At 56.7% G+C, this 22,890-nt stretch carries 18 protein-coding genes and 1 pseudogene; 4 read left to right on the forward strand and 15 right to left on the reverse strand.

What is annotated here, in order from left to right; all coding sequences use genetic code 11:
- Positions 1-70 precede the first annotated feature (70 nt).
- The gene (gene prs / locus AC3RPL_RS10970) at positions 71-1,018 is read left to right on the forward strand and encodes a ribose-phosphate diphosphokinase (protein WP_124232585.1); all 948 of its coding nucleotides are present in this window, start codon (positions 71-73) and stop codon (positions 1,016-1,018) included.
- A gap of 106 nt (positions 1,019-1,124) precedes the next feature.
- Here prs and ychH read toward each other — a convergent pair whose 3' ends face one another.
- Entirely contained in the window at positions 1,125-1,397 is a 273-nt protein-coding gene (gene ychH / locus AC3RPL_RS10975; RefSeq protein WP_034940393.1) for a stress-induced protein YchH, read from the reverse strand.
- 254 nt (positions 1,398-1,651) lie between these two features.
- Between ychH and pth the strand changes: the two genes are divergently transcribed.
- Positions 1,652-2,236: an aminoacyl-tRNA hydrolase gene (gene pth, locus AC3RPL_RS10980; protein WP_490740044.1), complete on the forward strand. Its 585-nt coding sequence runs from the start codon at positions 1,652-1,654 to the stop codon at positions 2,234-2,236.
- 71 nt (positions 2,237-2,307) lie between these two features.
- On the opposite strand, the gene AC3RPL_RS10985 is transcribed toward pth, so the two are convergent.
- The 3 genes from AC3RPL_RS10985 to AC3RPL_RS10995 all read right to left on the reverse strand — a co-directional run bounded on the left by AC3RPL_RS10985 (position 2,308) and on the right by AC3RPL_RS10995 (position 4,582).
- Positions 2,308-2,760, reverse strand: coding sequence for an EAL domain-containing protein (locus AC3RPL_RS10985; RefSeq protein ID WP_490740045.1), 453 nt, complete (start codon positions 2,758-2,760; stop codon positions 2,308-2,310).
- Positions 2,757-2,957, reverse strand: a complete 201-nt coding sequence (locus AC3RPL_RS10990) for a hypothetical protein (protein WP_490740046.1) — start codon at positions 2,955-2,957, stop codon at positions 2,757-2,759. The genes AC3RPL_RS10985 and AC3RPL_RS10990 overlap by 4 nt, the downstream gene beginning before the upstream one ends.
- 143 nt (positions 2,958-3,100) lie before the next feature.
- Positions 3,101-4,582: a SulP family inorganic anion transporter gene (locus tag AC3RPL_RS10995; protein WP_490740047.1), complete on the reverse strand. Its 1,482-nt coding sequence runs from the start codon at positions 4,580-4,582 to the stop codon at positions 3,101-3,103.
- 342 nt (positions 4,583-4,924) lie between these two features.
- On the opposite strand from AC3RPL_RS10995, the gene ychF reads away from it, so the two are divergent.
- Positions 4,925-6,016 carry a redox-regulated ATPase YchF gene (ychF, locus tag AC3RPL_RS11000; protein WP_034940385.1) on the forward strand — a complete coding sequence of 364 codons (1,092 nt, stop codon included), beginning with the start codon at positions 4,925-4,927 and terminating at the stop codon, positions 6,014-6,016.
- A gap of 252 nt (positions 6,017-6,268) precedes the next feature.
- Here the strand turns inward: ychF and AC3RPL_RS11005 are convergent, their stop codons facing one another.
- The 8 genes and pseudogenes from AC3RPL_RS11005 to AC3RPL_RS11040 all read right to left on the reverse strand — a co-directional run bounded on the left by AC3RPL_RS11005 (position 6,269) and on the right by AC3RPL_RS11040 (position 10,296).
- On the reverse strand, positions 6,269-6,943 hold the full coding sequence (locus tag AC3RPL_RS11005; protein WP_490740048.1) for an RES family NAD+ phosphorylase: 675 nt from the start codon (positions 6,941-6,943) through the stop codon (positions 6,269-6,271).
- Positions 6,936-7,694, reverse strand: a complete 759-nt coding sequence (locus AC3RPL_RS11010; RefSeq protein WP_490740049.1) for a hypothetical protein — start codon at positions 7,692-7,694, stop codon at positions 6,936-6,938. Before AC3RPL_RS11010 ends, AC3RPL_RS11005 begins: the two co-directional genes overlap by 8 nt.
- A gap of 289 nt (positions 7,695-7,983) precedes the next feature.
- Positions 7,984-8,178, reverse strand: coding sequence for a YjfB family protein (locus AC3RPL_RS11015; protein WP_034940379.1), 195 nt, complete (start codon positions 8,176-8,178; stop codon positions 7,984-7,986).
- A gap of 246 nt (positions 8,179-8,424) precedes the next feature.
- The gene (locus AC3RPL_RS11020) at positions 8,425-8,844 is read right to left on the reverse strand and encodes a hypothetical protein (RefSeq protein WP_490740050.1); all 420 of its coding nucleotides are present in this window, start codon (positions 8,842-8,844) and stop codon (positions 8,425-8,427) included.
- Positions 8,845-8,874: 30 nt separating this feature from the next.
- A pseudogene (locus AC3RPL_RS11025) lies at positions 8,875-9,191 on the reverse strand (type II toxin-antitoxin system RelE/ParE family toxin).
- Positions 9,191-9,469 carry a type II toxin-antitoxin system ParD family antitoxin gene (locus AC3RPL_RS11030; protein WP_490740051.1) on the reverse strand — a complete coding sequence of 93 codons (279 nt, stop codon included), beginning with the start codon at positions 9,467-9,469 and terminating at the stop codon, positions 9,191-9,193. Before AC3RPL_RS11030 ends, AC3RPL_RS11025 begins: the two are co-directional and overlap by 1 nt.
- A gap of 127 nt (positions 9,470-9,596) precedes the next feature.
- On the reverse strand, positions 9,597-10,133 hold the full coding sequence (locus AC3RPL_RS11035) for a hypothetical protein (protein WP_490740052.1): 537 nt from the start codon (positions 10,131-10,133) through the stop codon (positions 9,597-9,599).
- The gene (locus AC3RPL_RS11040; protein WP_490740053.1) at positions 10,081-10,296 is read right to left on the reverse strand and encodes a hypothetical protein; all 216 of its coding nucleotides are present in this window, start codon (positions 10,294-10,296) and stop codon (positions 10,081-10,083) included. Before AC3RPL_RS11040 ends, AC3RPL_RS11035 begins: the two co-directional genes overlap by 53 nt.
- A gap of 202 nt (positions 10,297-10,498) precedes the next feature.
- On the opposite strand from AC3RPL_RS11040, the gene AC3RPL_RS11045 reads away from it, so the two are divergent.
- On the forward strand, positions 10,499-10,600 hold the full coding sequence (locus tag AC3RPL_RS11045) for a SymE family type I addiction module toxin (RefSeq protein WP_490740676.1): 102 nt from the start codon (positions 10,499-10,501) through the stop codon (positions 10,598-10,600).
- Positions 10,601-10,645: 45 nt separating this feature from the next.
- On the opposite strand, the gene imm45 is transcribed toward AC3RPL_RS11045, so the two are convergent.
- The 3 genes from imm45 to AC3RPL_RS11060 are packed head-to-tail and all read right to left on the reverse strand — an operon-like array spanning position 10,646 to position 22,887.
- Complete coding sequence (imm45, locus tag AC3RPL_RS11050; RefSeq protein WP_490740054.1) at positions 10,646-10,957, reverse strand: Imm45 family immunity protein; 312 nt, start codon at positions 10,955-10,957, stop codon at positions 10,646-10,648.
- Positions 10,957-11,439, reverse strand: a complete 483-nt coding sequence (locus tag AC3RPL_RS11055) for a colicin E3/pyocin S6 family cytotoxin (protein ID WP_490740055.1) — start codon at positions 11,437-11,439, stop codon at positions 10,957-10,959. Before AC3RPL_RS11055 ends, imm45 begins: the two co-directional genes overlap by 1 nt.
- Positions 11,440-11,466: 27 nt before the next feature.
- The gene (locus AC3RPL_RS11060) at positions 11,467-22,887 is read right to left on the reverse strand and encodes a hemagglutinin repeat-containing protein (RefSeq protein ID WP_490740056.1); all 11,421 of its coding nucleotides are present in this window, start codon (positions 22,885-22,887) and stop codon (positions 11,467-11,469) included.
- Positions 22,888-22,890 lie beyond the last annotated feature (3 nt).

Raw genomic sequence — 22,890 nt, forward strand, 5'->3', positions numbered from 1 at the left:
CAGCGGTATACCGCCCAGTGCTGCTGACCATGATGTTCATTCTCTGGACGCAAAGCCTGAGGTTCTTCTCGTGCCTGATATGAAGCTTTTTGCTGGTAACGCCACCCCGGAACTAGCACAACGTATTGCCAACCGCCTCTATACCAGCCTGGGCGATGCCGCCGTTGGCCGTTTCAGCGATGGTGAAGTAAGCGTACAAATCAACGAAAATGTTCGTGGTGGTGATATTTTCATCATCCAGTCAACCTGTGCGCCGACCAATGACAACCTGATGGAACTGGTGGTCATGGTGGATGCCTTGCGCCGCGCCTCGGCAGGCCGTATCACTGCGGTTATTCCTTACTTTGGTTACGCCCGTCAGGACCGTCGTGTGCGTTCTGCCCGCGTTCCGATTACCGCTAAAGTGGTTGCAGATTTCCTCTCCAGCGTCGGCGTTGACCGTGTCCTGACCGTTGACCTGCATGCTGAGCAGATTCAGGGGTTCTTCGACGTCCCGGTTGATAACGTTTTCGGCAGTCCTATCCTGCTGGAAGATATGTTGCAAATCGGTCTGGAAAACCCAATCGTGGTGTCCCCGGACATTGGTGGTGTGGTTCGCGCCAGAGCCATCGCCAAGCTGCTGAATGATACCGATATGGCGATTATCGACAAGCGTCGTCCCCGTGCCAACGTTTCACAGGTGATGCACATTATTGGTGATGTTGCCGGTCGTGACTGTGTGCTGGTTGATGACATGATCGATACTGGCGGTACGCTGTGCAAAGCAGCAGAAGCATTGAAAGAGCGCGGTGCTAAGCGGGTATTTGCCTACGCCACACACCCGATTTTCTCTGGCAACGCCGTTGAAAACCTGCGTCATTCGGTGATTGATGAAGTGGTGGTTTGTGACACTATCCCACTGCCGGAAGAGATTAAAGCCCTGCCCAACGTCCGTACGTTAACGCTTTCCGGGATGCTGGCTGAAGCCATCCGCCGTATCAGCAACGAAGAGTCCATTTCGGCGATGTTCGAGCATTAATCAGTGACGTTGCCGGATTGAATGAGAAAGGGACGGTTTAGACCGTCCCTTTTTTATTGCATTCATTTTTTTGTCCCGGCAACCCGGTCTGTTATCTCACGGGTTGCTAATGGTGTGGCGTTCTGCGGCAGCGTTTATCGCCGTAATGGCGTACCCAGTAATAGCGATCGGTAATTTTTTCCCGCCCGCTGATACGCGCCCCAACCAACCACATCAGCGCGCCAACAAAAATGCTGAATATTGCGCCGTGAACCATAAATTCGGGTAACTGTAACTGCGGCAACTGATTCAGTACCGCATATCCCACGCCAACCACCATCACCGCCAGTCCCAGTACCATCAGAGAGTTACCGGTTAAACAGATATGTTTACGTTTCATCGCTTACCTCCATACTGCGTGTAAAAACGGCTTACTGGAAATAAGTGTATGCAATAGTTAGCAAATTCGTTGCGCGACAGATCACATTTACTGCGTTAAATTTGACAAAAATTTACATAAACTGCACAGGTTTATTTATAGAAACTGCATTATCACTGGAGTTAACTATTGCCTGCTGACGCGCAGTTTTGAGTTCTCGCCTTACTCTTAGTAAACTGTTCGACCATTTCCGCACTCCTCAGGAACAGAGATAAGTGAGCAGCATCAAACTGATTGTCGGCCTTGCCAATCCTAGCGCCGAATATGCAGCCACCCGTCACAATGCGGGTGCCTGGTACGTTGATTTACTGGCTGAACGTCACAATCAGTCCTTGAAAGAAGAAAGCAAATTTTATGGCTACACTGCCCGGCTGAATATCAGCGGTGAAGATGTCCGGCTGCTGGTGCCCACCACCTTTATGAATCTGAGTGGCAAAGCGGTGGCAGCAATGGCTACCTTCTATCGCATAACACCGGAAGAGATACTGGTGGCCCACGATGAACTGGATTTGCCACCGGGGGTGGCGAAACTCAAACAGGGCGGCGGCCACGGGGGCCACAACGGCCTGAAGGACATCATCAGCAAGTTGGGCAATAACCAGAACTTTCACCGTATGCGCATCGGTATCGGCCATCCCGGCGACAGAAACAAAGTGGTCGGCTTTGTGCTGGGAAAACCTCCGGCCAGCGAACAAAAGCTGATTGATGAAGCCATCGACGAAGCCGTGCGCTGCACAGAGCTGTGGCTGAAGGAAGACCGTCTCAAGGCAATGAACCGCCTGCACAGTTTTAAGGCGTAGCGGGCGGTTATGCCCTCTCACAGGCTGACCCCGAAGGAAAGTCTCCGTCAGTGTCAGCCTGCCGACAGGGGTTATCGCGGGTTATTATGCAAATCGGAAAGCGGCATCACCGGCAAATAATAGCCCTGAACGCCCCAGATTTTGCTGTCAGCCAGCTTATTCAGCACCGGGGGGTTATCAACCCCTTCGACAATCACCCGGTTGGTATACTGACGAATATGGGCAATCAGCACATTAAAAAAAGGCTTTCCAACGTTGTTCAGGTAAAACTGCCGGTCCAGCTTCACGGCTTCAAACATGTTTGACTGAAGCGCATTCAGATTCGCCGCACCGGCCCCAAGATCGTCCAGCCACAGAATATTTAACTGCTCCACCAGCGTACGCAGGATGGGGTTTTTGGGCCCGTCGTGCAGATTGGGAGAATCCTCTGACAATTTGAGTCGTACAAACGGCAGATGGCGAAGAATCCGCTGAATGAAAACCGACTCAATCACTGCCTTCGCCAGCTGAAAATTAATCGTCACACAGCACAACAGATTATGCAGCCGGAAATATCCGCATAGTGCTCAATGGTCAGCAACTGATGCAGTAGCTGGCTTTCGGCAATCTGCCTGCTCCCCGACAGGCTTTGCCCGGGAGGAAAAATCATCTGACTAAAATCGAGAGCAATCAACTCGCCCGTCAGGTTATGGATTGGTACGCAAATCGTATTTTTCATCATGCTACAGAGCCAGTGTTCATAGCTTCCTGCCAGTGTTAAAAATCGTCGTACAGATAAACTTCAGCCGTTCATTCTGTAACATACCCATCAGTACGACGATTTTTTATTTTATATATCGGCAGAGCAGTGCACGGCTTTAAGCATTAACCCTTATCAGCGGCAACTTTATAATCGGGATCGTCCAGGTCAAAGCTACAGAACGGCCCCGCCTGTTTTAAAAGGCTGACGCAGTCCCGGCTGAGATGGCGCAAACGTACGTTTTTTCCGGCCGCCACATAGCGTGCAGTCAGTTTATCAATCGCTTCCACGCCGCTGGAGTCCATGACTCGGGTACGGGCAAAATCAATCACCATGTTTTGCGGATCATTTTCCGGATGAAACAGCTCATGAAAACTGGCAACGGAACCAAAAAAAAGCGGTCCTTCGAGTCGACACGTCTTCTCCCCTGCGCTCTCTTCTTCAGCAATAATGGTGATACGCGCATGTTGCCAGGCGAAGACCAGCGCCGAGATAATCACCCCGAAAATCACCGCCATGGCCAGATCGGTGTAGATGGTCACCACAGTGACGGCAATCATGATCACGGCATCGGGTTTTGGCATGCGCTTCAGACGGCGCAGAGAGCTCCATTCGAAGGTGTTAATACAGACCACAAACATGATCCCGGCCAGCGCCGCGACCGGTAGCAGGGCAATATATTTTGACAGGCTGACCATAAAAAGGATCAGCAAAATCGCGCCCACCAGGTTGGATACACGCCCCCGTCCGCCCGACGTAAAATTGATAATCGACTGACCAATCATCGCGCAGCCGGCAAAGCTGCCAAAAAAACCGCACAGCGTATTGCCGATCCCCTGCGCCACACACTCTTTATTACCATTGCCTTTCGCGCTGCCCATTTCATCCAGCACCGCCAGCGTCAGCAAAGACTCGATTAATCCCACCAGTGCGATAATCAGTGAATACGGCAGTACGATTTTCAGCGTCTGCCAGCTTAGTGGCGCATCCGGCAGGTGAAAAACGGGAAGCGAGCCAGAGATATCGGCAAGATCCCCTACCCGTTTGGTATCCAGGCCAAAGCCAATGGCGATGGCGCTGATGGCTATCAGAGCGGCGAGCGAGCCGGGAATCACTTTGGTAAATTTTGGAAACAGCCAGACAATCAACATCGCCAGCGCGACCAGGGCATACATCACCGGTCCCTGATGCTTAATCATCGGGATCTGTGCCAGCGCAATGACGATAGCCAGCCCGTTAACAAAACCATAAATGGCTGGTTGAGGCACCAGACGAATAAACTTACCCAATCGAAACAGGCCAATTGCCAGCTGGATCAATCCGGCAAAGATAGTCGCCAGCAGCACATACTGATAACCGTGGGTCTGAATCAGGCTGACCAACACCACCACAATGGAACCGGCCGCACCGGAAATCATGCCCGGCTTGCCGCCAAACAGTGCCGTCACCACACCCAGAATAAAGGCGGTGTGCAGGCCAATGGTCGGTGACAGACCGGCCAGCAAAGAAAAGGCGGTGGCTTCAGGGATCAGCGCCACGGAGACGACCGCGCCGGCCAGCACGTCATTTTTGACGCGGGCAGCACTGAGGTTGCTCAGATTGAACATACTTAATTCCAATATTTATCATTATACAGAGGGCTTCTGCTGCGCCAGTAAATGGGCGTAGTCAGACCGGACAGAAAGACAGGATAAGCAGAGAGGAAAAACTCAGGGTGGCGTAAGCAACAGGCGATGCATCTGCGGGAACTCCGTCAGTTGTCAGGGAGTAACAGTATCCGGGAATGTGAGCCAGATCTCAACCTCAATCCGGCGAGCCGAACAGAATTCCGCGCCATACAGAAAGCAATAACGTGTATAATGCGCCGAAAACTTGCAGTGATAACATTCAGATCATATCAGCCACACTAAGTATCAGGCTGATTATCAAGCGATTAAGGTGATTCAAACATGGGATTTAAATGCGGTATTGTGGGCCTGCCTAACGTGGGTAAATCAACCCTGTTCAATGCGTTGACCAAAGCAGGCATTGAAGCAGCTAACTTCCCGTTCTGCACCATTGAGCCGAATACCGGCGTGGTTCCCATGCCTGATCCTCGTCTGGATAAGCTGGCGGAAATCGTCAAGCCACAGCGTATTCTGCCTACCACAATGGAGTTCGTTGATATTGCGGGCCTGGTAAAAGGCGCGTCGAAAGGCGAAGGTCTGGGCAATCAGTTTCTGACCAACATCCGGGAAACCGACGCTATCGGCCATGTAGTTCGCTGTTTTGAAAATGACAATATTATCCACGTTAACAATAAAGTGGACCCGGCTGACGACATTGAGGTGATAAACACCGAGCTGGCACTGGCGGATCTGGAGACCTGTGAACGTGCGTTGCAACGTGTACAAAAGCGTGCCAAGGGCGGGGATAAAGATGCAAAGGCTGAACAGGCTGCGCTGGAAAAATGCCTGCCGCATCTGGAAAATGCCGGCATGTTGCGTTCACTGAATTTAAGCGATGAAGACAAAGCCGCGATTCGCTATCTGAGCTTTCTGACCTTAAAACCCACCATGTATATCGCCAACGTCAATGAAGACGGTTTTGAAAATAACCCTTATCTTGATCAGGTACGCGCGATTGCCGAGAAAGAAGGCTCAGTGGTCGTGCCGGTCTGTGCTGCGGTAGAATCTGACATTGCCGAGCTGGAAGATGAAGATCGCGAAGAATTTATGGCTGAACTGGGTCTGGAAGAGCCGGGCCTGAACCGGGTTATCCGTGCAGGTTATGCCCTGCTGAATCTGCAAACCTATTTTACCGCCGGGGTGAAAGAAGTCCGCGCCTGGACGATTCCGGTAGGGGCAACCGCACCTCAGGCTGCCGGTAAGATTCATACTGATTTTGAAAAAGGCTTCATTCGCGCCCAGACCATCGGTTATGAGGATTACATCACCTTCAAAGGTGAACAGGGGGCAAAAGAAGCCGGTAAGATGCGTTCTGAAGGGAAAGATTATGTCGTGAAAGATGGCGATGTGATGAATTTTCTTTTTAACGTCTGATAACTTTGCTCTCTTAAATAAACCAGAGCAACCCGCAAAAACCTACGCAATTGCGTGGGTTTTTTATTATCTCTGATTTTAAAATAGAGTTTTACTGCAATCGACATTCATTAAAATTGCACATCGGCTTAAATATCAGCTCTGCATATCCACAATAAGAGCACATACATCACTTACTTATCTTAATTAATTATTCATCCATTGCACTTTTTTCAATAATGATAAGCCTGTCAGCTCTTTAATGGCAGACGATTATAAATTCCGTCCATCAAACAACCTCAGCCCCATTTCATCGGCAAGGTTTTCCACCTGTCTGAAAAGGCTGTCCGTAGCGAGTAATGATTGCGTGGCATGCACAGAAGGAATATCAGCCTCTGAAACTCTGGTGCCAAAAAGCATTATGGCCTGCTCCGAGTGCTGTTTTGAAGACCACATCAGTCCATCAATATTCGGGTTATCCTGATAAAACCAGCCAGAAAGTTGCTGAGTAAAACAATAATGCGCCGCTGTGCATAACAGCAGATCTTCACGTTTAATTCCTTTTGCTTTAAGCATCGGTTCAGAAAGAAACAGTAATTTCAGATCGCGAGCTGGGTTGAGAATACTGTGCACCTGCGTATCAATTTTACTCAGGTCAAAACGGATACCTTTTGATGGGCTGGCAATATCATGAAAAATAGTTTCCATCATCGCTACAGCAATATTAATTGCGCCATACAATGCAGGCACGACATCACCATTTTTATCATGGCAGGGACTGAAACGGGAATCGCCTCCCAGTGGATTGAACTGATTAGAACCAAACCTGCGCTGATGAACACGGTAGACAGCCTTCCCCCTCGGCCATGTTCTGACAGAAGCGTCACTGAACTTCAACGGCTCATTATCAGGATTGTTAAAAAAGGGATTCCCTTCCCGGTCAGCCATGTGTCGCTCCTTCCGACTCCTTCCTTGCCGCCAGAATGATATTTTCAGGTTTAGTGGCTACCAGTTCTCGTGGAGCATGATTATCCAGCCAGCTGTTACGCTCATCAAACCATACCGCTGTTGCCCAGGCGGTTTTTTTGCTACCAAAAATGTCCAGAACCTGCTGGATCACCGGCAGTAAGGTCCCTGTATGATCGACAGCATATTCAGGATAGAGATCATGGCCCTCGTGACTCACCGCAAAGATTTTACCGGCTTTTTTCCAGCGGTTAGGTAGCGCATTCCGGTTTTTCGCCGTTGATCCCACAATGTCGGCCAATTGTTCGGACTTCAACCAGTGACTGTTTTCCAGTACTGAGGATTTAATCTGTTGGTTGCTTGCTTCCCGACTGCGATTACGTGGGATAACAGATTTTTCCCCTGCTGCGTCAATATCGCTGCCACCACGTCTCGCAGACAAAGTATTAAGCGCGGTTTCAACGGCTAATAACAGATCCTGCTCACTGAATTCCTCTTCAACTTCAATCGTAAGATAATGCTTTCCTCTGTTGAGAGCAGGTAATGTCTGCCAGCGTAGCCCATTCTGGCCGCCTCGCCTTGCAAGAATGTGATTAACCGACTGAAATTCTCTCACCGGTTCTTTGGCTGCTGTTCGCTCTCCCCGCGTGGAGGCCGCAGCAGCGAGTTGCCGCCTTGCTCGTGGCTGAGGCTTTTTTTTCGCGAGTAAGTCAGTGGTTTTATCTTTTGACACAGCCCCTCCAGACCTGGTGATATTGGTGATAACGGTGATGTTCACACTTTAACCAAATAAGCATTAAAAAACCATTATCAGGGATGAATTTCAGGTCATGCGTTCGCATGGGTGCTCAGAATCTTTGCACAATCAATCAGCTACAGATAATCGTCACCAGAGTAAAATGGTCGTCAAGTCGAAAGACGCTTCAGAAGGCTTATCTTTTATTTTGTGATTTCAGGAATATCGACCTGGGAGGGGAAAAGACGGGCAGCATTTGCATACTGCCCGGATACCACCCTGACTGTTACGCAGTGGTATTAATATTACGACCAATTGCCGGATTAGCTGGCAGCGATGTGGCAGAGACTGATTGCATCAGTGAGCTGACATTGTCAGCCTGCTGATCAAGCGTCTTACGCAACATAGTATTGTTAACCTCATTACGTACCTGCCACTGACTCATCGCTGATGACAGTGCCGTTATCTGCTGTGTATCCATAGATAAACCCTCTCTTTGTTCAGGCCTCACAAGGCCGTGACATGATACCGGTGATGGATTTCGTCGAACGAATCGACGTCATTGCTGCAAAGTTCAGGTTAACTCTTTTGACACCGGACAGAGCAAAGATTCGGGACTGATATACCCGTCACTTAATGACCGGATGTCTGAGTTAACAGAGCATGCAGGATAATCACACTATCAGTTATCACTGCATCCAGAAATTCACAGACTGAATACGTCAGTCTAGTTCACCTTGAGGACCGGTGCATTATCAGAAAACTTTTTGTCGGGTTTATTCTTGTCAGCCCCCGCCACCAGGTCGGCTGCGCTCACCTGTAGCTGCTTGCTGGCGCTGATCGACAGGTTGCCGCAGGGATGGCGGCCACTCCAGGCGCTAAACGCGGGGGCGCAAGAACATAATGCGTATTTTATGCGATACAAGCCGCAGGACACGGCGAAGGAGAGCTGTGCAGGCGGGCGGCGCGCTTCACATAATACCCGCACATTATATTTGATGGCGGCGGCGCGGCGACGCTGAACGGCCAGAGAGCACAACACCCTCCACCGTGTGCTGCCATTAAGCCCACGCTGCACCGAACGTGATGAAGGCAGATCGCGGAGGGACGCCGTGCTCACCCTTGCACGGAACAACCCAACTGACAAGGAGCTCGCGAACCTGGTTGGTTTGACGCTTCAGTCTGTTTCATCATCTGTGGACAGATCGCTTTCATAGTCCTGTCCACCGTGCCATATGCCAACAACGGTCACTGTTTCCTCATGCAGCATGAAGGCGATAACCATCCGCTTCGGTAGTTCGTTACTCTCAGCCCCGGCAGAATATCATCACGGCGTTTCCCTTTGTGTGGGAACTGCAACAGGGATTCACAGTAGCCGATAACGTTTTCCGTGTAATTCAGAGCCGTATATGGTGTCGCTGATTGCGCAATATAACGGTACAGCCCTGCCAGTTGTTCTTCCGCTTCTGGTGCGAACACCACCTTGTAACCCATTATTCTTCACCGGTAGCCTTCCTGTGTTCGGCTTTCAGTCTGTTCCTGACATCGTTAGCGCTGAGGCTTTCTGTTTCTCCGCTTTGCAGTGCTTCCCAGGCAGGAACCACCTTCTCACGCAGCCATTGTTCCACTGCATTATCACGCGCCATCAGCGCCCGCAGTCCTTCACGGATAACTTCACTTTCCGATGCATATTCGCCACTGGCAACACGTGCCTTCACCAGTGCCGCCATTTCATTCGGCAGCGTGATACTCATCTGCTGTGTTGTTCTCATTGGTAACTCCATTCCTTCCGACAAGTAGGATTTAATCATGCTCATCTTTGTGACCACTGTCAGCCTCACACTCTGCCGGATGCGTCGCTTTGTGTATCTCCCACAGCGCACGGATACTCATCCGCGTTTATATCTGTGCGGTGCTGATGTCCGCATGACCTGTCTCCGGCGCAGCTCCGCGCCCTACTCCAGCATCTGCGTTGCCATCGTATGCCGCAGCAGATTGCGCCGCGCCGGTGGCTCCCGACAGCGCACTGTTACCCTGCGCCTGCGCTACCACCGCGCCCAGCACCGCATGCGCCATCAGGTTCGCTTTCGTGTTCATCGTGCCATCAGCATTCGTCGTCTGCCTGTGGATCAATTCCGCCAGATACGGCGCTGACCCGCCCGCGATGGCGCCCGCCAGATTTCCGCCCGCCAGTCCCTGTACCGCCGTCACCGCCGCCTGGATACCCTGCTGAACGGCGCTGCCGGTTCCCCAGCTCAGCATTTCATTTTTGTATGTCGGGAGGGCGCGCAGCTCAGCCAGATAGGCTTCACGCTCCTTTTCTGATGCGTTCGCGTCCGGGACTTTAATATTTTTGTTATCAGCCCTGGCCTTCTCAAACCCGTCAATATCGCCCTGCGTCCGCGCAATATCCCCTACCTGTGCCCCCAACCTCACCTATCAGCTGCGTGTGGTTGCTCACCGCCAGCGCCGCATTCCCGCCCACATTGAGGGCGGTGGCGGTGACGCTGAGATCGTGACCGGCACTGACCACCAGGTTTTTACCTGCGGCAATCTGGCTGGCACTGTGGGTCACCGTGCTGTCGCTGACGTTCTGCACGCCACGGATACCCGACCGCGCTTCGCCTGAGGTCAGCTGATGATACCTGGACGATACTGGCGGTGAAAATTTGGCCTGGCTGCCGGAGGCAGTTAATTATGGCTGCGCACTATCATGAGTCAAAACAGGTTTAACCAAAGCCCGGCGTTATACCCTGGGTGATATCCGGAATATTGAGCATCAGCCGTCACCGTCGATCACGCTGCGGGGCCACTGGATGGGGGATTTGGGGTTTGAGACCGGGAAGAACGTTGAGGTGCTGTGTGAACGAGGTGAACTGATCATCCGGCTGGCTGAGGAGTGATCGGCAGGTAAAAAGATCCCGGCGCTGTATGGCCGGGATCGCTGTTTATGCAATGGGTGTTGCTACATATTCATCTAGGATATGAACATCTTCAACATTACATTCCGGATAAATCCATTTGGCCCAATTAGTAATAACCCATTCAGTGCTTAGTGCCCTACCTTCGGTTGAAGCACTTTCAATTGGTAAAGATATTAAAATCAGACCAGCTTTATGCCCAGAAGATACTACTAAACCATGCGTTTCAAATAAATCTATGACCATAAAATCAACCCATTCTTCATACGGCCAAACAGCAGGCAATCTAAAAATTGCTCCTCGTTTAATAGATTTATTTTTATAATCAATAAGTTTCATCATTTTACCTTCAAATCGTGACCACCTGACTTATCTATACTGTTAGGAATTTTTTGCATAGAGAAATCGACTTCACCAAGATGCTTACCTTTCGGGCTGACAACTTCAAATCGCCCATGTTGAGTATCAAGGGCATATAAATTGCCATCCTGCCCACGGTACACATCACGGCCACCATTCTTTTTAGTCAGCAGATTATCTTTAACCATGCCATTCTCTGCTGCCACCTGCGGAGCGGCCTGTTTTACGATGGCTACACGCTCTCCGGGAGGAAGGTTAGCCAGGCTTTTTTCAAAGGCTCCGACTGCTTGCCCTGTGGCTATCTTAATCGTCGGGTCAACTGCCTTCAGGGCACCAGGTACTTTCTTGCCCGGTAATATAATCCCGGCCAGCATACCGCCCGTGGCTTCCAGTGCCGCCTGATTGCCCTCAGATGCCTGTTTGATTGTGTCAGCGACTGCTGACCAGGTATCGCTTTGCATAAGCGCTTTCACGCTGTCCGCAACCGCCTAGTTTTTTCCGGCCAGGTCGTTCAGCGCCGTGCCACAGTAGCTGTCCCCGGTTGCACATGACGCCAGCGCCATTGCCGCATCTGCTGCGTAATCCACGCTACCTAATGCCGCATCGCCGGTATCCGCAAGGCCGTTAATGATGGCGTTGGCGATAGACGAGGTTGTACCTTCACCCAGCTTGTCCCTGCCCTGATTTTTCAGGGATTCAGCGGCCTGTTTCACCGTTTCACGGGCCTGGTCACCCGACAGCGAGTTATTCTCCACAGCATTCTTACCGGCCTGCGCGCCCGCAACCGCGCCCGCCGTGCTGTCACCTGCCACACCACCCGCCAGACCCGCCGCCAGCGTGCCCAGTGCGCTGATGGTCTGTTTCTCCGTTTCCGTCAGCTCGCTGACCTTTTTGCCCGGATACAGCTGTTCCATTACCAGCTTCGCCATCAGTTCGCCACTGACCGCTCCGGCGGCTCCTGCCAGTGCGCTGTTTCCGGATGCCTGAGCGACGACAGCACCAACCACCGCGTGAGCCATTGCCTGTGCTTCCGGATTGCCTTCCGTCAGCGTGTGGATTTGTTCTGCCAGATACGGTGCCGCTGCGCCACTGATGGCCTGGCCGATATTTCCACCCGCCAGCCCCTGTACCGCCGCCGTCGCCGCCTGGATACCCTGCTGAACGGCGCTGCCGGTTCCCCAGCTCAGCATTTCATTTTTGTATGTCGGGGTGGCGCGCAGCTCAGCCAGATAGGCTTCACGCTCCTTTTCTGATGCGTTCGCGTCCGGGACTTTAATATTTTTGTTATCAGCCCTGGCCTTCTCAAGCCCGTTGATATCGCCCTGCGTCCGCGCGATATCACCCGCCTGCGCCCCAATCTCCCCTATCAGCTGGGCCGTTTGCAGCCGCTGCTGCTCTTTCTCTTTGTTAAAGATCGGGCTGATGCTGTCGTTCGCACCCGCCGCGTCGCGACTCAGCGTCGCCACGTCCTGCTGCTGACTGGCACCGTCGCGCACCACTATCGTTCCGGCCGATACCGCCGACTGCGTCGTGCCCCCGGCATGTCCGCTGCCGCCCGCGCCCGCCAGCAGCGTGTTCGCCATGTTACCCGCAAACTGGCCGCCCATCGACGCGCCGGTGCTGACCCCGATCCCCTGGTGCGCCGTTTTGTAATCCGCTTCGTTGCTGATGTCGCTGAAGCCCAGTGTGCCGGTGTCGAGTGTATTCTTCTCCGCGCCCGCCGTCGAGGCGATCACCCCACCGTTCAGCTGCGTGTGGTTGCCCACCGTCACGTCAAACCCGCCGTTTCCGGCATACAGCCCGCTCTGCTCCTGCACGCTGTCATAGCTGCTGTGCATCTTGTCCCGGCTGGCGTTGACGTAGCCCGAACCGGTCATGGTGCCAAAGGTGAAGCTGCCACCCGCCCCGAAGCTGCTCTGCGTTGAGTCGTATTTATCGCTGTCCTGCTGACTGCTGATGCTCAGGTCACGACCCACCTCCGCCACCACCCGGTTGCCGCTGACCTGCGCCTCGCTCAGCGTGGTGTCGCGACCGCTGCTCAGCGACACCGTCCCGCCGCTGTCCACCGTCGTTTCGCTCCACGCCGTACCGTTGCCCGTCTCGTGGCCCGACGCCCCGTTGACGCTGGCAAAAATGCTCAGCCCCGCACTGCCGGAGCCGACGCCAAAGCTCAGGCCCACGCCGCCGCCGCTGCTGCTGTTGCTGCCGGTGGTCTGCTGCGTGTTGGCCGCCCCGCTCAGCGTGATGTCGTTCGCCGCCTGAAGCGAGGTGTCCCCCGCCGCCTTCAGACGACCGCCCGCTATCAGCAGGTTACCGCTCTCCGGCCCGTTCCCTTTGCCGGTGGCGGTGATGCTCAGGTCTTTGCCCGCGTTCAGCGTTGAGCCGCTGACGGTATCGCTGCGCTGCTGCTGCTGGGATTTGGACTGCTGCGTCGTCAGCGAGATGCTCACGCCAATGCCGTTGTTCGGATCGGCCTTAATCTGTGCTATCTGGCCCGCCTGCTCTGCCTGCACCCCGGAGAGCACCGCCTTCGTCGCCTGCAACGCCGCCAGCCGGCCGTCGCTCTCCTGCTTCGCCGACTGCGCCGCCGCCACCGCCTGGTTCACCGCCTCGCCCACCGCGCCGGACAGCGCCAGGGTCAGCCCGCTGGTGCGCTGTTCCGTGCGCTGTTCATGGCTGCGCAGGTCGTGACCCGGCGTGATCGCCACGCTGTCGCCCTGCAACGCCATGCTGCCCCCCGCCACCAGGTCGGATCCGCTTACCTGCAACTGCTTACCGGCGCTGATCGACAGGTTGCCGCCGGTGCTGCCCACCGTGCTGGCGCTCTGGCTCTGCGTGCTGCCTTTGTCGCGCATCTCAGACAGCGATTTACTGCTGCCGATGCTGATGCCGATACCGCCGGTCCCCATCAGCCCGCTCTTCCGCGTTTCCGAAAAACGCCAGCTGGAGTCGGTGTTGGTCGCCGCCGCGATCGCCAGGTTATTCCCGGCGGCAAGCGCCACCTGCCCGTCGCCCACCACCTGTGAGCCGCTGACCAGCAGGTCACTGCCCGCCCTGACCGAAACGTTATCGCCGCTCAGCAGCGTGCCTTTCTCCTGGGTGGCGCTGTCTTCCTGAATGGTGTGGGTGGTCTTTTTGCTCAGCAGCCCTTTTTTGGTTTTCGTTTCTTCCCGGTAGAGGTAGTCGCTTTCCGTCGCCGTGTTCAGATTGACGTCGCGGCCGGCCTGCAACGCAATATCCTGCTTCGCCGTGACGTCGGCGGCATGCGCGGTGATATCACGTCCCGCAACGAGGGAGGTGTTGCCGCCGCTGGCTATCTCCGTACCCTGCTGACGCACGGTTTCACTGATAACGGTTTTTTTACTGCCCTTTTCGCTGTAGCCGGAGCCGGTGGCGGCGGCCTCCAGGTTAATATCCCGCCCCGCGCTCAGCCCGGCGTCGCCGCCTGCGGCCAGTGCCGCCGCCTGGCTGCTGATATCCTGTCCGGCGGCCAGCGTCAGGTTGCCGCCGCTGCTGACCGAGGTGCGGTCCAGCCCGCTTGCATGGCTCTCTTTGTTGCCCTGCGCACTGTTCTGCGCATTACCGGCGCTGTTCAGGTTCAGATCGTTGCCCGCCGCCAGCGCCGCATTCCCGCCCGCATTGAGGTTACTGGCGGTGACGCTGAGATCGTGACCGGCGCTGACCACCAGGTTTTTACCGGCGGCGATCTGGCTGGCGCTGTTGCTCACCGTGCTGTCGCTAGCGTTCTGCACGCCACGGATACCCGACCGCGCTTCGCCTGAGGTCAGCTGATTGCTGCTCACCGCGATATCGTGCCAGGCATCCATCAGCAAATTCCCCCCGGCGCTGAGGCTGGCTCCTTTGACGCTGATGTCATTGCCTGCTTTCAGGCTGAGACTGTCCAGCGCGGCAATCGAGGCGGTCTGACCGACCAGCGTCTGCGTCGCCGAAACGGTGCCGCCTTTAGCGGAACCGCTACTGAGCTGCCACTGGCTGGTGGCCGTGATGTTGTTGATATCGCCGTTCAGGCTCTCCAGCGCGACTTTTGCCCCGCTGATGGTGGCGCTGACGTTGTTGATGTTATTCAGCGCACTCAGTTGCAGGTCGCCACCGGCATTAAGCAGTCCGGCATTGAGATTGCTGATGCTGTTATCGCTGTTGATGCTCAGATCGTCTCTGGCAGTGATGGTGCTGCCGCTGTTGGTGAGGTTACCGGCAGCAAGGCTGACGTTGTTGCCGGCAATCACACTGCCATCACGCATCGCCACGTCTTTGGGTGACAGGTAGACTTTCGGCACCATCACCGTTTCACCATTTACCGTGGTGGCTTCCCACCAGATAATGCTGCCGTCGAGCGCGGCGATCTGCGCGGCGCTCAGCGACACGCCAAACTGCAGCCCCAGCGACTGCTGCTGTGCAGCCGCGTTGTCCATCAGGTAGCGCATCTGATCCAGTTCAGAACCGATGCCGTTCAGATAGCGGCTGCCGGTCTGATTCAGCACCACATTGCTGACATAGCGGGTATCAAAGGCCGCATCCCCCAGAAAGCGATAGTCCTGCTCCGGCTTCAGGTTAAGCCTGTCAAGCAGATAAGACGATCCGAGGAAGGTATTGACATCGGTGTACTGCTGACGGCTTTCCTGCGGTGCCGTGCCGGGCTGTTTGCCCAGCAGCGCGTTGAGGCCGTCAAACAGGCTGTCGTTAAGCTGCCCCAGCGCGTTGAGTTTTGGATTGAGGGTGATCAGATAAGGACTTTTGCTGTCTGCCGCCACAAAATAACCATTACTGCCGGAGGGCAGCGGATAAGCACTGGTATCGACGCTGGCCGCTTTGTCGTTACGCAGCGTCGCGGTGCTGATCACCGGCGCACCGCTCAGGCTGGCGGCTTTGCCCAGGTCGGCCCGCCCTGCGCTGTTAGCGGTATTGCTGAACAACGACGTGGTGACGGTGGTGATGTTTTCAACCGCACTTCCGGCGTTGACCTGTTGCAATGCCGCCTGTAATTGATCGAACCACTGCGGGGAGCTGACGGCCACCCGGTCAGCACTGACCATCTGCTGCCGCTGCTGCGCCCCCACCTGACTGACGGCAGCCAGGCCGCTGATGCCCGGTGTGGCCAGCGTATTGCCGGACCAGCCCGCATTGGCGGTGGTGGTGGTATTGCTGATATCGCCGCTGAAGCTGGCACTGACGTTGCCTCCGGCCTGGATGACGGCGCGGTAAAGTTCTCCCTGCGCGGCCTGCTGCTCATGTCCGACCAGGTTGAAATTTATCGTCTTGATGGTTGGTTTTTGGGAAACATAGCTGTCGCCATCGATGGTGGCAAACGGTGCCGCCCCGCCGTTTTTGCTGCCGTACTGGTAAATCAGATAGTCGGTGCTGGTGCCCGCCTGCCAGCTTTGATTATTCAACTGGTTACCGGATAAAAAAGCATTCCGGCCAGCGAGCAGATTGCTGGCCTGATTCTCCAGGCTGGCGGCATGCAAAATCAGATCTCTGGCTGAAGCGATCCGCGCTGATCCACCGCTGGTTACGACCGTGGTCTGCGTTTGTGATTGTTCGAACTTCTGGGTGGCGTAATCTTCAAAGGGGGCATAGTGATACGTGGTGGTTCTGGATGTTGTGCAGGAACCATTAGGGCCACATGAGCCCACGGTTCTTTCCGTTACCGTATCGTAGTAACCCCATGTACCCTCCGCCATCTGGGTATAAGGCAGGCTCAGGTTCGCATCACCCAGACCGCTGATGGCGGTGTTTTGTGTTGACGTCTGTGTCACCTGCAACCCATCCCGGGTGTTCAGTAAATGCCCGGTATTAATCACAATATCCCCCGCCTGCGACTCAATGGTGCCGGAGGTGTTAATCACTTCGCCGTTGGCATTGCCCGCCGCATCGCGCTGCATCCACAGGCTGTTACCGGCGAGGATATCGCCGCGCTGGTTACGGATGCTGTTGGCCAGCAACGAGAGATTCTGCCCGGCATAGAGCAGCGCGGTGTTAACAATCGCGCCCGGCGCACTGATGGTCAGGCTGCCGCGCGTACCGGTAAAGCCATCCACGGTGACGTCGCTGCCGCTGTTCAGGGTCACGTTGCCGCCGCCCTGCAAACTGCCCGCGCCATTCATGGCGATACGGCTGCCCGACAGGCTGCTGTCGGCAGAACCGGTGGTCAGCAGACCATTATTGACCAGCGCACCGCCCGCGCTGAGCGTCAGCGCCTGACCCTGAAGGGTGCCCTGATTCTCCAGCACGCCGTTGGTGCTGATGCTCAGGCGGTTGCCCGCCGCCAGCGCGGTGCGGGCGACAAAGCCATTTGCCACGTTCAACGACGCATCGCTCAGCGCCACCAGCTGGCCCAGCAGATCCAGGCCGTTGCTGGTCAGCGTCAGATTGCCCGCGCTGAATAACCGCCCGCTCGCCTGCTGGTTAATCTGCGCGGCGTTGACGTTCAGCAGGCCGGTGCCCAGCAGAGTGCCGTTATTGTTCAGCTGCTGATAATTCACCGCCAGGTTCCCGCCCTGGGTCATTCCCTGGTTCTGAAGCAGAGAACCGGTCAGCGTCCCCTGCTGGTCGGCCAGCAGCGTGCCGTTGTTGGTGGTGTTCGCCGCATTCAGCGTCAGCTGCCCGGCCTGAAGCCAGCCGTTGTTGACCAACTGCGGCGTGGTGAAAATCAGTTCGCCAGCGGTGAGTACCCGACCAGCATTGCTGGCAAGTCCACTGGCGGTGATGCGGCCGGTCACGCCCTGAATCAGGCCATAGTTGTAGAGTTCCGGCGTGGTCAGCGTCAGCGTGTTGCCACCCACCACCGTGCCATTAGCGTTGTTGGTCAGCCGTCCGCTGGTGGTCAGCAACAGATTATTATCGCCCTGCAACCGCCCGTTGTTATCCAGGGTGCCGCTGGTCAGCTCCAGTTCGCCGCCCTGCATCCGGCCGGCGTTATTCACCGTCGCCGCCTGCACGCTCAGCTTTCCGGCACTGAGCAGGGTTTTGTCCTGCTGCTGGGTCAGCGCGCCGTTCAGTTGCACGGTCAGGCCATCCACTCCGGTGATATCGCCATTGTTGTTCAGCGTGTCGCCGGTTACGGTCAGATTCCTGGCGATCCACTGCCCCTGATTGCTGAGCGCCAGAGCATGCAGCGCCGCCGCGCCGTTGGCTGAAATTTTGCTGCCTGTCGCCGCGTCCAGCCTTTCGCTCAGGTTGAGTTGCAGTGCGTCGGCGCTCTGAATGCTGCCGTTATTGGTCAGTTGTCGGGCCGTCAGCAGGATCTGCTGGCCCTGCCAGCTGCCATTGTTGGTCAGCGTATCACCGCTGACAGTCAGGGTGCCCTGGGTCAGCAACTGCCCCCCGGCGTTGTTCACCAGCACCCGCGTCGGGGTTACCTGCGCCAGCAGCACCCGGAAACGGCTGAGCTGTGGCGCAGCCGCCAGCGTCAGCGCCTTCAGGCCAGTCAGGCTGCCCTGGTTGGTTACACTGGCGGGGCGAATGGTCAGAGTTTCCCCCTGGATGGCCCCGCTGTTATTCAGGCTGCTGCCATTGAGCAGCGTGGCTTTTTCTGCCAGTAGCGAGCCATTGTTTATCAGGCTGTCGGCGCTGATTTGCAGCGCGCCCTGGGTGAGTAGCGCACCGCTGTTACTCAGCGTTCCGCCGACTCCGGCGGTCAGTGAACCGCTGCCGAGGAGCGATGCGGAATTCTGCCAGTCGTCAGCGGTGATGCTGACATCGCTGCCCTGCACGATACCCGCCGTATTCAGACCGGCGGCGCTGAGCAACAGGCTGCCGCCGCTGAGGGATTTACCGCTGCTGTCCTGTACAACATCGCCATCGGCCTGCACGGTCAGGGCGTTGCTGCCCTGCCACAGCCCGCTGTTATTGAGGGTAGTGCCGTTCAGGCTCAGATCGCCCGCGATGATTTTCCCACGGTTAAGCAGGCTGCCAACGCTGAGGCTGGCGTTTGCCCCGCTCAGCAGGCTGCCTGCGTTATCCAGCACGCCGCTGACGTGGCCTTCCAGACCGGCGGTGCCATTGACGGTGCCCGTGTTGCTCAACGAGGCGAACTGCCCGCTCAGCTGAGCGCCCTGCCAGCTGCCTGCATTACTGGCATTATCCGCCTGCAAGGCCAGCTCACCGCCGCTGAGAAACTGACCGCCCGCCAGGGTATCCAGCTGACGAAAATCAGCGCTGAACGCCGCATCACCCTGCATCAGCCCCTGATTTTGCAGCCGGTCACCGCTGGTGCGCAGTTGTTGCGCAGCGAGGATCCCGGCGTTGTTCAGCGTTTGCGCCTGAAGCTCTGCCTGCTGACGCACCAGCAGTTTGCCGCTGTTGCTGAGAGTGCCGCTCAGATTGGCACTCAGCGCGTCGGCAGATACCTCGCCGCTGTTACTGAAATCAGCTGCGCGGATATCCAGCAGGTCAGCCACCTGAAGCAGGCCATCGTTGCTCAGCTGCGCCGGGTGCAGACTGAGTGCGCCACCGCTAATCAGCCTGCCGCCAGCCTGATTGGCGATCTGCGCACTGTCGAGGATCAGGCTGCTGTTACCCTGCAACAAACCGCCGTTGGTCAGCTGTGGCGCGCTAAGGGCCAGCCCGTCTGCCGCCAGCGTGCCGCTGTTATTCAACGCCGCCGCCTTCAGTGCCATCTGTTGCTGAGCGATTAACGCGCCGCCGTTGGTCAGCGCTCCGCTGACGGTGGCAGCAAGATCGCCGCTGGTGCGTGTGTTGCCGCTGTTCTGCCAGTCGTCGGCAAGGATATCAGCCCGTTGTGCCTGAACAGAGCCCTGGTTGTCGAGGCTTGTGGCACTGACCGCCAGTGCACCCGCCGTTTGCAGCTGTCCGTCTGCCTGGTTAACCAGCTGATTGCCGCTCACCGTCAGTGCATCATTACCCTGAATCACCCCGCTGTTGTGCAGGTCGCCCTGGAATGCCAGCACCTTTGCCAGCAGCCAGCCGTTATTTGTCGCCGCCTCTGTCCGCAGCACTAACGCCTGCTGGCCGAGAACCTTGCCGCTGTTGTTGAGGTTTTTTGCGCTCAGCGTGGCATCCCTGGCGCTCAGCGCGTTTCCGGCGTTACGCCAGCTGTCGGCGCTGACCGTCAGCTGATTACCCTGTAGCAGTCCCGCGTTATCCAGCGTTGATGCGTTAACCGCCAGCTGGCCCGCGCTAATCAGCTCCCCGGCGGTTGCGTTGTTCAGCGTTGTTGCCCACAGGGTCAGACTGTCACTGCCCTGCATCCGGCCCGCGTTATCAAGCAATGCGGCGTTGACCGCCAGTTGCTCTGCGGCGATCAGGCCGTCGTTGCTCAGTTGCGTATTGTCCAGCTGCGCAGATCCTGTCGCCAGGAGTTTGCCGTCAGAAAGATTGCTGAACAGGGTATTGTCAGCACGGACTGAGGCCGCATTGATTTCGCCGCTGTTCGACAGGCGCTCACCGGAAAGACTCAGCGCGCCGTCCGTGGTCAACAGACCGCCGTTGCTGAAATCAGGCAGATCCAGCGCAAGGTCGCCCGCAGTGGCAATAGTGCCCGATTGCTGGTTAATCAGCTTCTGAGCTGACAGCGTCAGCTGCCTGTCGCCCTGCACCAGCCCACGGTTATCCAGGGCTGTGCTGCTCAGGTCGAGCCGGGGCGCAGAGAGCCGCCCGCTGTTATCCAGCGCGCCCGCAGCCAGCTGCATCTGCGTCCCGGCACTCAGTACCCCGCTGTTGCTCAGACCAACAGTGGTTAACATGACGTTGTCACCACTGACGCTACCGCTGTTGCTTAACGTTGCCGCGTTGGCCCGCAGCTGGTTTTCCGCCAGCAGCGAACCGGCGTTGTCCAGCGCACCGCTGGCAGTGAGCAGCACAGTCGCGGCGCTGCTTTTGCCCGAGTGGCTGAGTTGACCGGCGACGACGGACAGCTGACCGCTGGCGGCCTGGGTGCCCGCAAGATCCGCCTGAACAGCGTTGAGGTTGATATTTTCACCCTGTAGATGTGCAGCGGCGCGGGTCAGCAGGCTACCGCTGTTGCTGCTCAGCAGGCCGTCAGCCCGCAGTTCGCCGCTCAGATCGGCCTGATCTTTCACCTGCAATGACAGGTCACCGTTGCTGAGGGTATGGGCATCCTGACCGCTGTTCAGGCTGTCGCTGACCAGCGTTATGCCTTTACCGGCAGAAAAGGTGCCCTGCTGGTTCAGCTCAGCGGTTTTTACGCCAAGCGCTCCATCGGTTCGGGTGGTTGCGCCTGCCGCATTAGTGAGGCGATCGCGGTAAGTCAACGCCATATCCCCGGACGCCGCCAGGGTGCCGCTCTGATCCAGCGTGTTGCCTGCCAGTATCATCCCGGCGGTGCTCTGCAGCGTACCGCCGTTATGTAACGTACCGCTGTTCAGCGTGACGCCACTGCCCTGCAGGGAGCCCTGGTTATCCAGGCTGGCGCTGGTAAGATTCAGCTGGCCGGTTGCCAGCAGCGTCCCGGCGTTCGTGAATGCGCCACCATTGAGCGACACGCTGTTACCCTGAAGGGTGCCCTGATTAGTCAGGCTGTCGCTGACCGCCTTGAGGTTTTCCTGCGCCAGCAGCGTCCCGCTGTTGCTCAATGTGCCGCTGCTAAGCGTAACGCTGTTGCCCTGAAGGGTGCCCTGGTTTGCCAGACTGCTGCTGACCCCATCCAACTGCTCCTTTGCCAGCAGCGTCCCGCTGTTGCGGGTCACGGCCGCATTGATCTTCAGATTGCCGTCTGCCACAAACTGCCCGGCATTATCCAGCTGACTGGCTGCCTGCATGGTGATATTGCCTACGGCGCGGGCGGTGCTTGCGCCATCGGCGTTCAGATCGCCCGCGTTCAGGCTCAGCCCCTCGCCAGCAGTCAGCTGGCTGCCAACCAGCTGCAGACGTTGCCCGCTCTGCATGGCGATGCCTTTGTCGCTGCCTGCGATGGCGTGGTTCAGGTCGATGGCATTGGCAGCGGTCAGGGTCAGCGGGCCGGCGGATTTGTGTTCGCCACTCAGCTCGATGCTTTGCGCACGGGCGGTCAGCGCGCCGCTGCTCATACTGTCACGCACCGCCAGCCTGCCGTTGGCATCCAGCGCAATATCGCCCTGGCGCGCCAGCAGATTGCCCAGATTTACCCCCACGCCATTTTCGCTGGACACCAGATGGATACGGTTGGCATACATGCCGCCCAGTGCGCCGGTATCCACCGCCACCGTCGGCGCTGCCCCATCACCAGCAATGGGGGTGACCGAGCCATCCTGCCTGACCCGGTTGGCCCCCACCGTTACCGACAGATCGCGGGCATGGATACCGGCGTTGATCTCGGTCGCGCGGGCGACAATCGCTACCGCATCGGCGTCGCTGCCGTCCAGCCCCTGTCCTTCCACCACGATGGTGCCTGTGCTGACCTCCAGCGCGGTGAGATTCCCGCTGGCATCCAGCTGGGGTTTCCCGGTGGTCAGGGTCACGCCGGGGGTGTTGATAAAGCCGCAGCCGTTACAGGTAATGCCATAGGGGTTCGCCACTATCACCTTCGCCGCGCTGCCCGCTACTTCGGTATAACCCTGTAACTGTGAACGATTCGCGCCGACCACTTCATTGATGATTGCGCGGGCTTCCTGCCCGGCTTTCAGATTGGTGTTGTTCTGCACCAGGCCACCCAGGCGGGTCTGCGTCAGCTGCCCGGTGGCATTGTTGAGGATCAGCCCCTCACTGCCGACGTTGTACTGCTGGTACTGGTTATGCGAGATCCCCGCCTGATTCGGCGTGGCGATGTTGATTACCGGCACGCCGTTGCCTGCCGCATCGACTTTAGTGCCGGGGGTGACCGGGGTAATCTCGGCCGCCACCACAGGAAGCATCGGCTGGACCGCCAGCAGATAACAGACCAGGTAACTTAACAGCCGACGGGCGGCAGAAACGGGCTGACGATTGTCCATAAT

It is taken from the genome of Erwinia papayae, from assembly GCF_058241465.1.

Excerpts from the sequence above, each read along its gene's own strand:
- ychH (WP_034940393.1), bottom strand. The coding sequence starts at position 1,397 with ATGAAACGTAAACATATCTGTTTAACCGGTAACTCTCTGATGGTACTG.
- AC3RPL_RS10990 (WP_490740046.1), bottom strand. The coding sequence starts at position 2,957 with ATGATGAAAAATACGATTTGCGTACCAATCCATAACCTGACGGGCGAG.
- AC3RPL_RS10995 (WP_490740047.1), bottom strand. The coding sequence starts at position 4,582 with ATGTTCAATCTGAGCAACCTCAGTGCTGCCCGCGTCAAAAATGACGTG.
- ychF (WP_034940385.1), top strand. The coding sequence starts at position 4,925 with ATGGGATTTAAATGCGGTATTGTGGGCCTGCCTAACGTGGGTAAATCA.
- AC3RPL_RS11005 (WP_490740048.1), bottom strand. The coding sequence starts at position 6,943 with ATGGCTGACCGGGAAGGGAATCCCTTTTTTAACAATCCTGATAATGAG.
- AC3RPL_RS11015 (WP_034940379.1), bottom strand. The coding sequence starts at position 8,178 with ATGGATACACAGCAGATAACGGCACTGTCATCAGCGATGAGTCAGTGG.
- AC3RPL_RS11030 (WP_490740051.1), bottom strand. The coding sequence starts at position 9,469 with ATGAGAACAACACAGCAGATGAGTATCACGCTGCCGAATGAAATGGCG.
- imm45 (WP_490740054.1), bottom strand. The coding sequence starts at position 10,957 with ATGAAACTTATTGATTATAAAAATAAATCTATTAAACGAGGAGCAATT.
- AC3RPL_RS11055 (WP_490740055.1), bottom strand. The coding sequence starts at position 11,439 with ATGCAAAGCGATACCTGGTCAGCAGTCGCTGACACAATCAAACAGGCA.
- AC3RPL_RS11060 (WP_490740056.1), bottom strand. The coding sequence starts at position 22,887 with ATGGACAATCGTCAGCCCGTTTCTGCCGCCCGTCGGCTGTTAAGTTAC.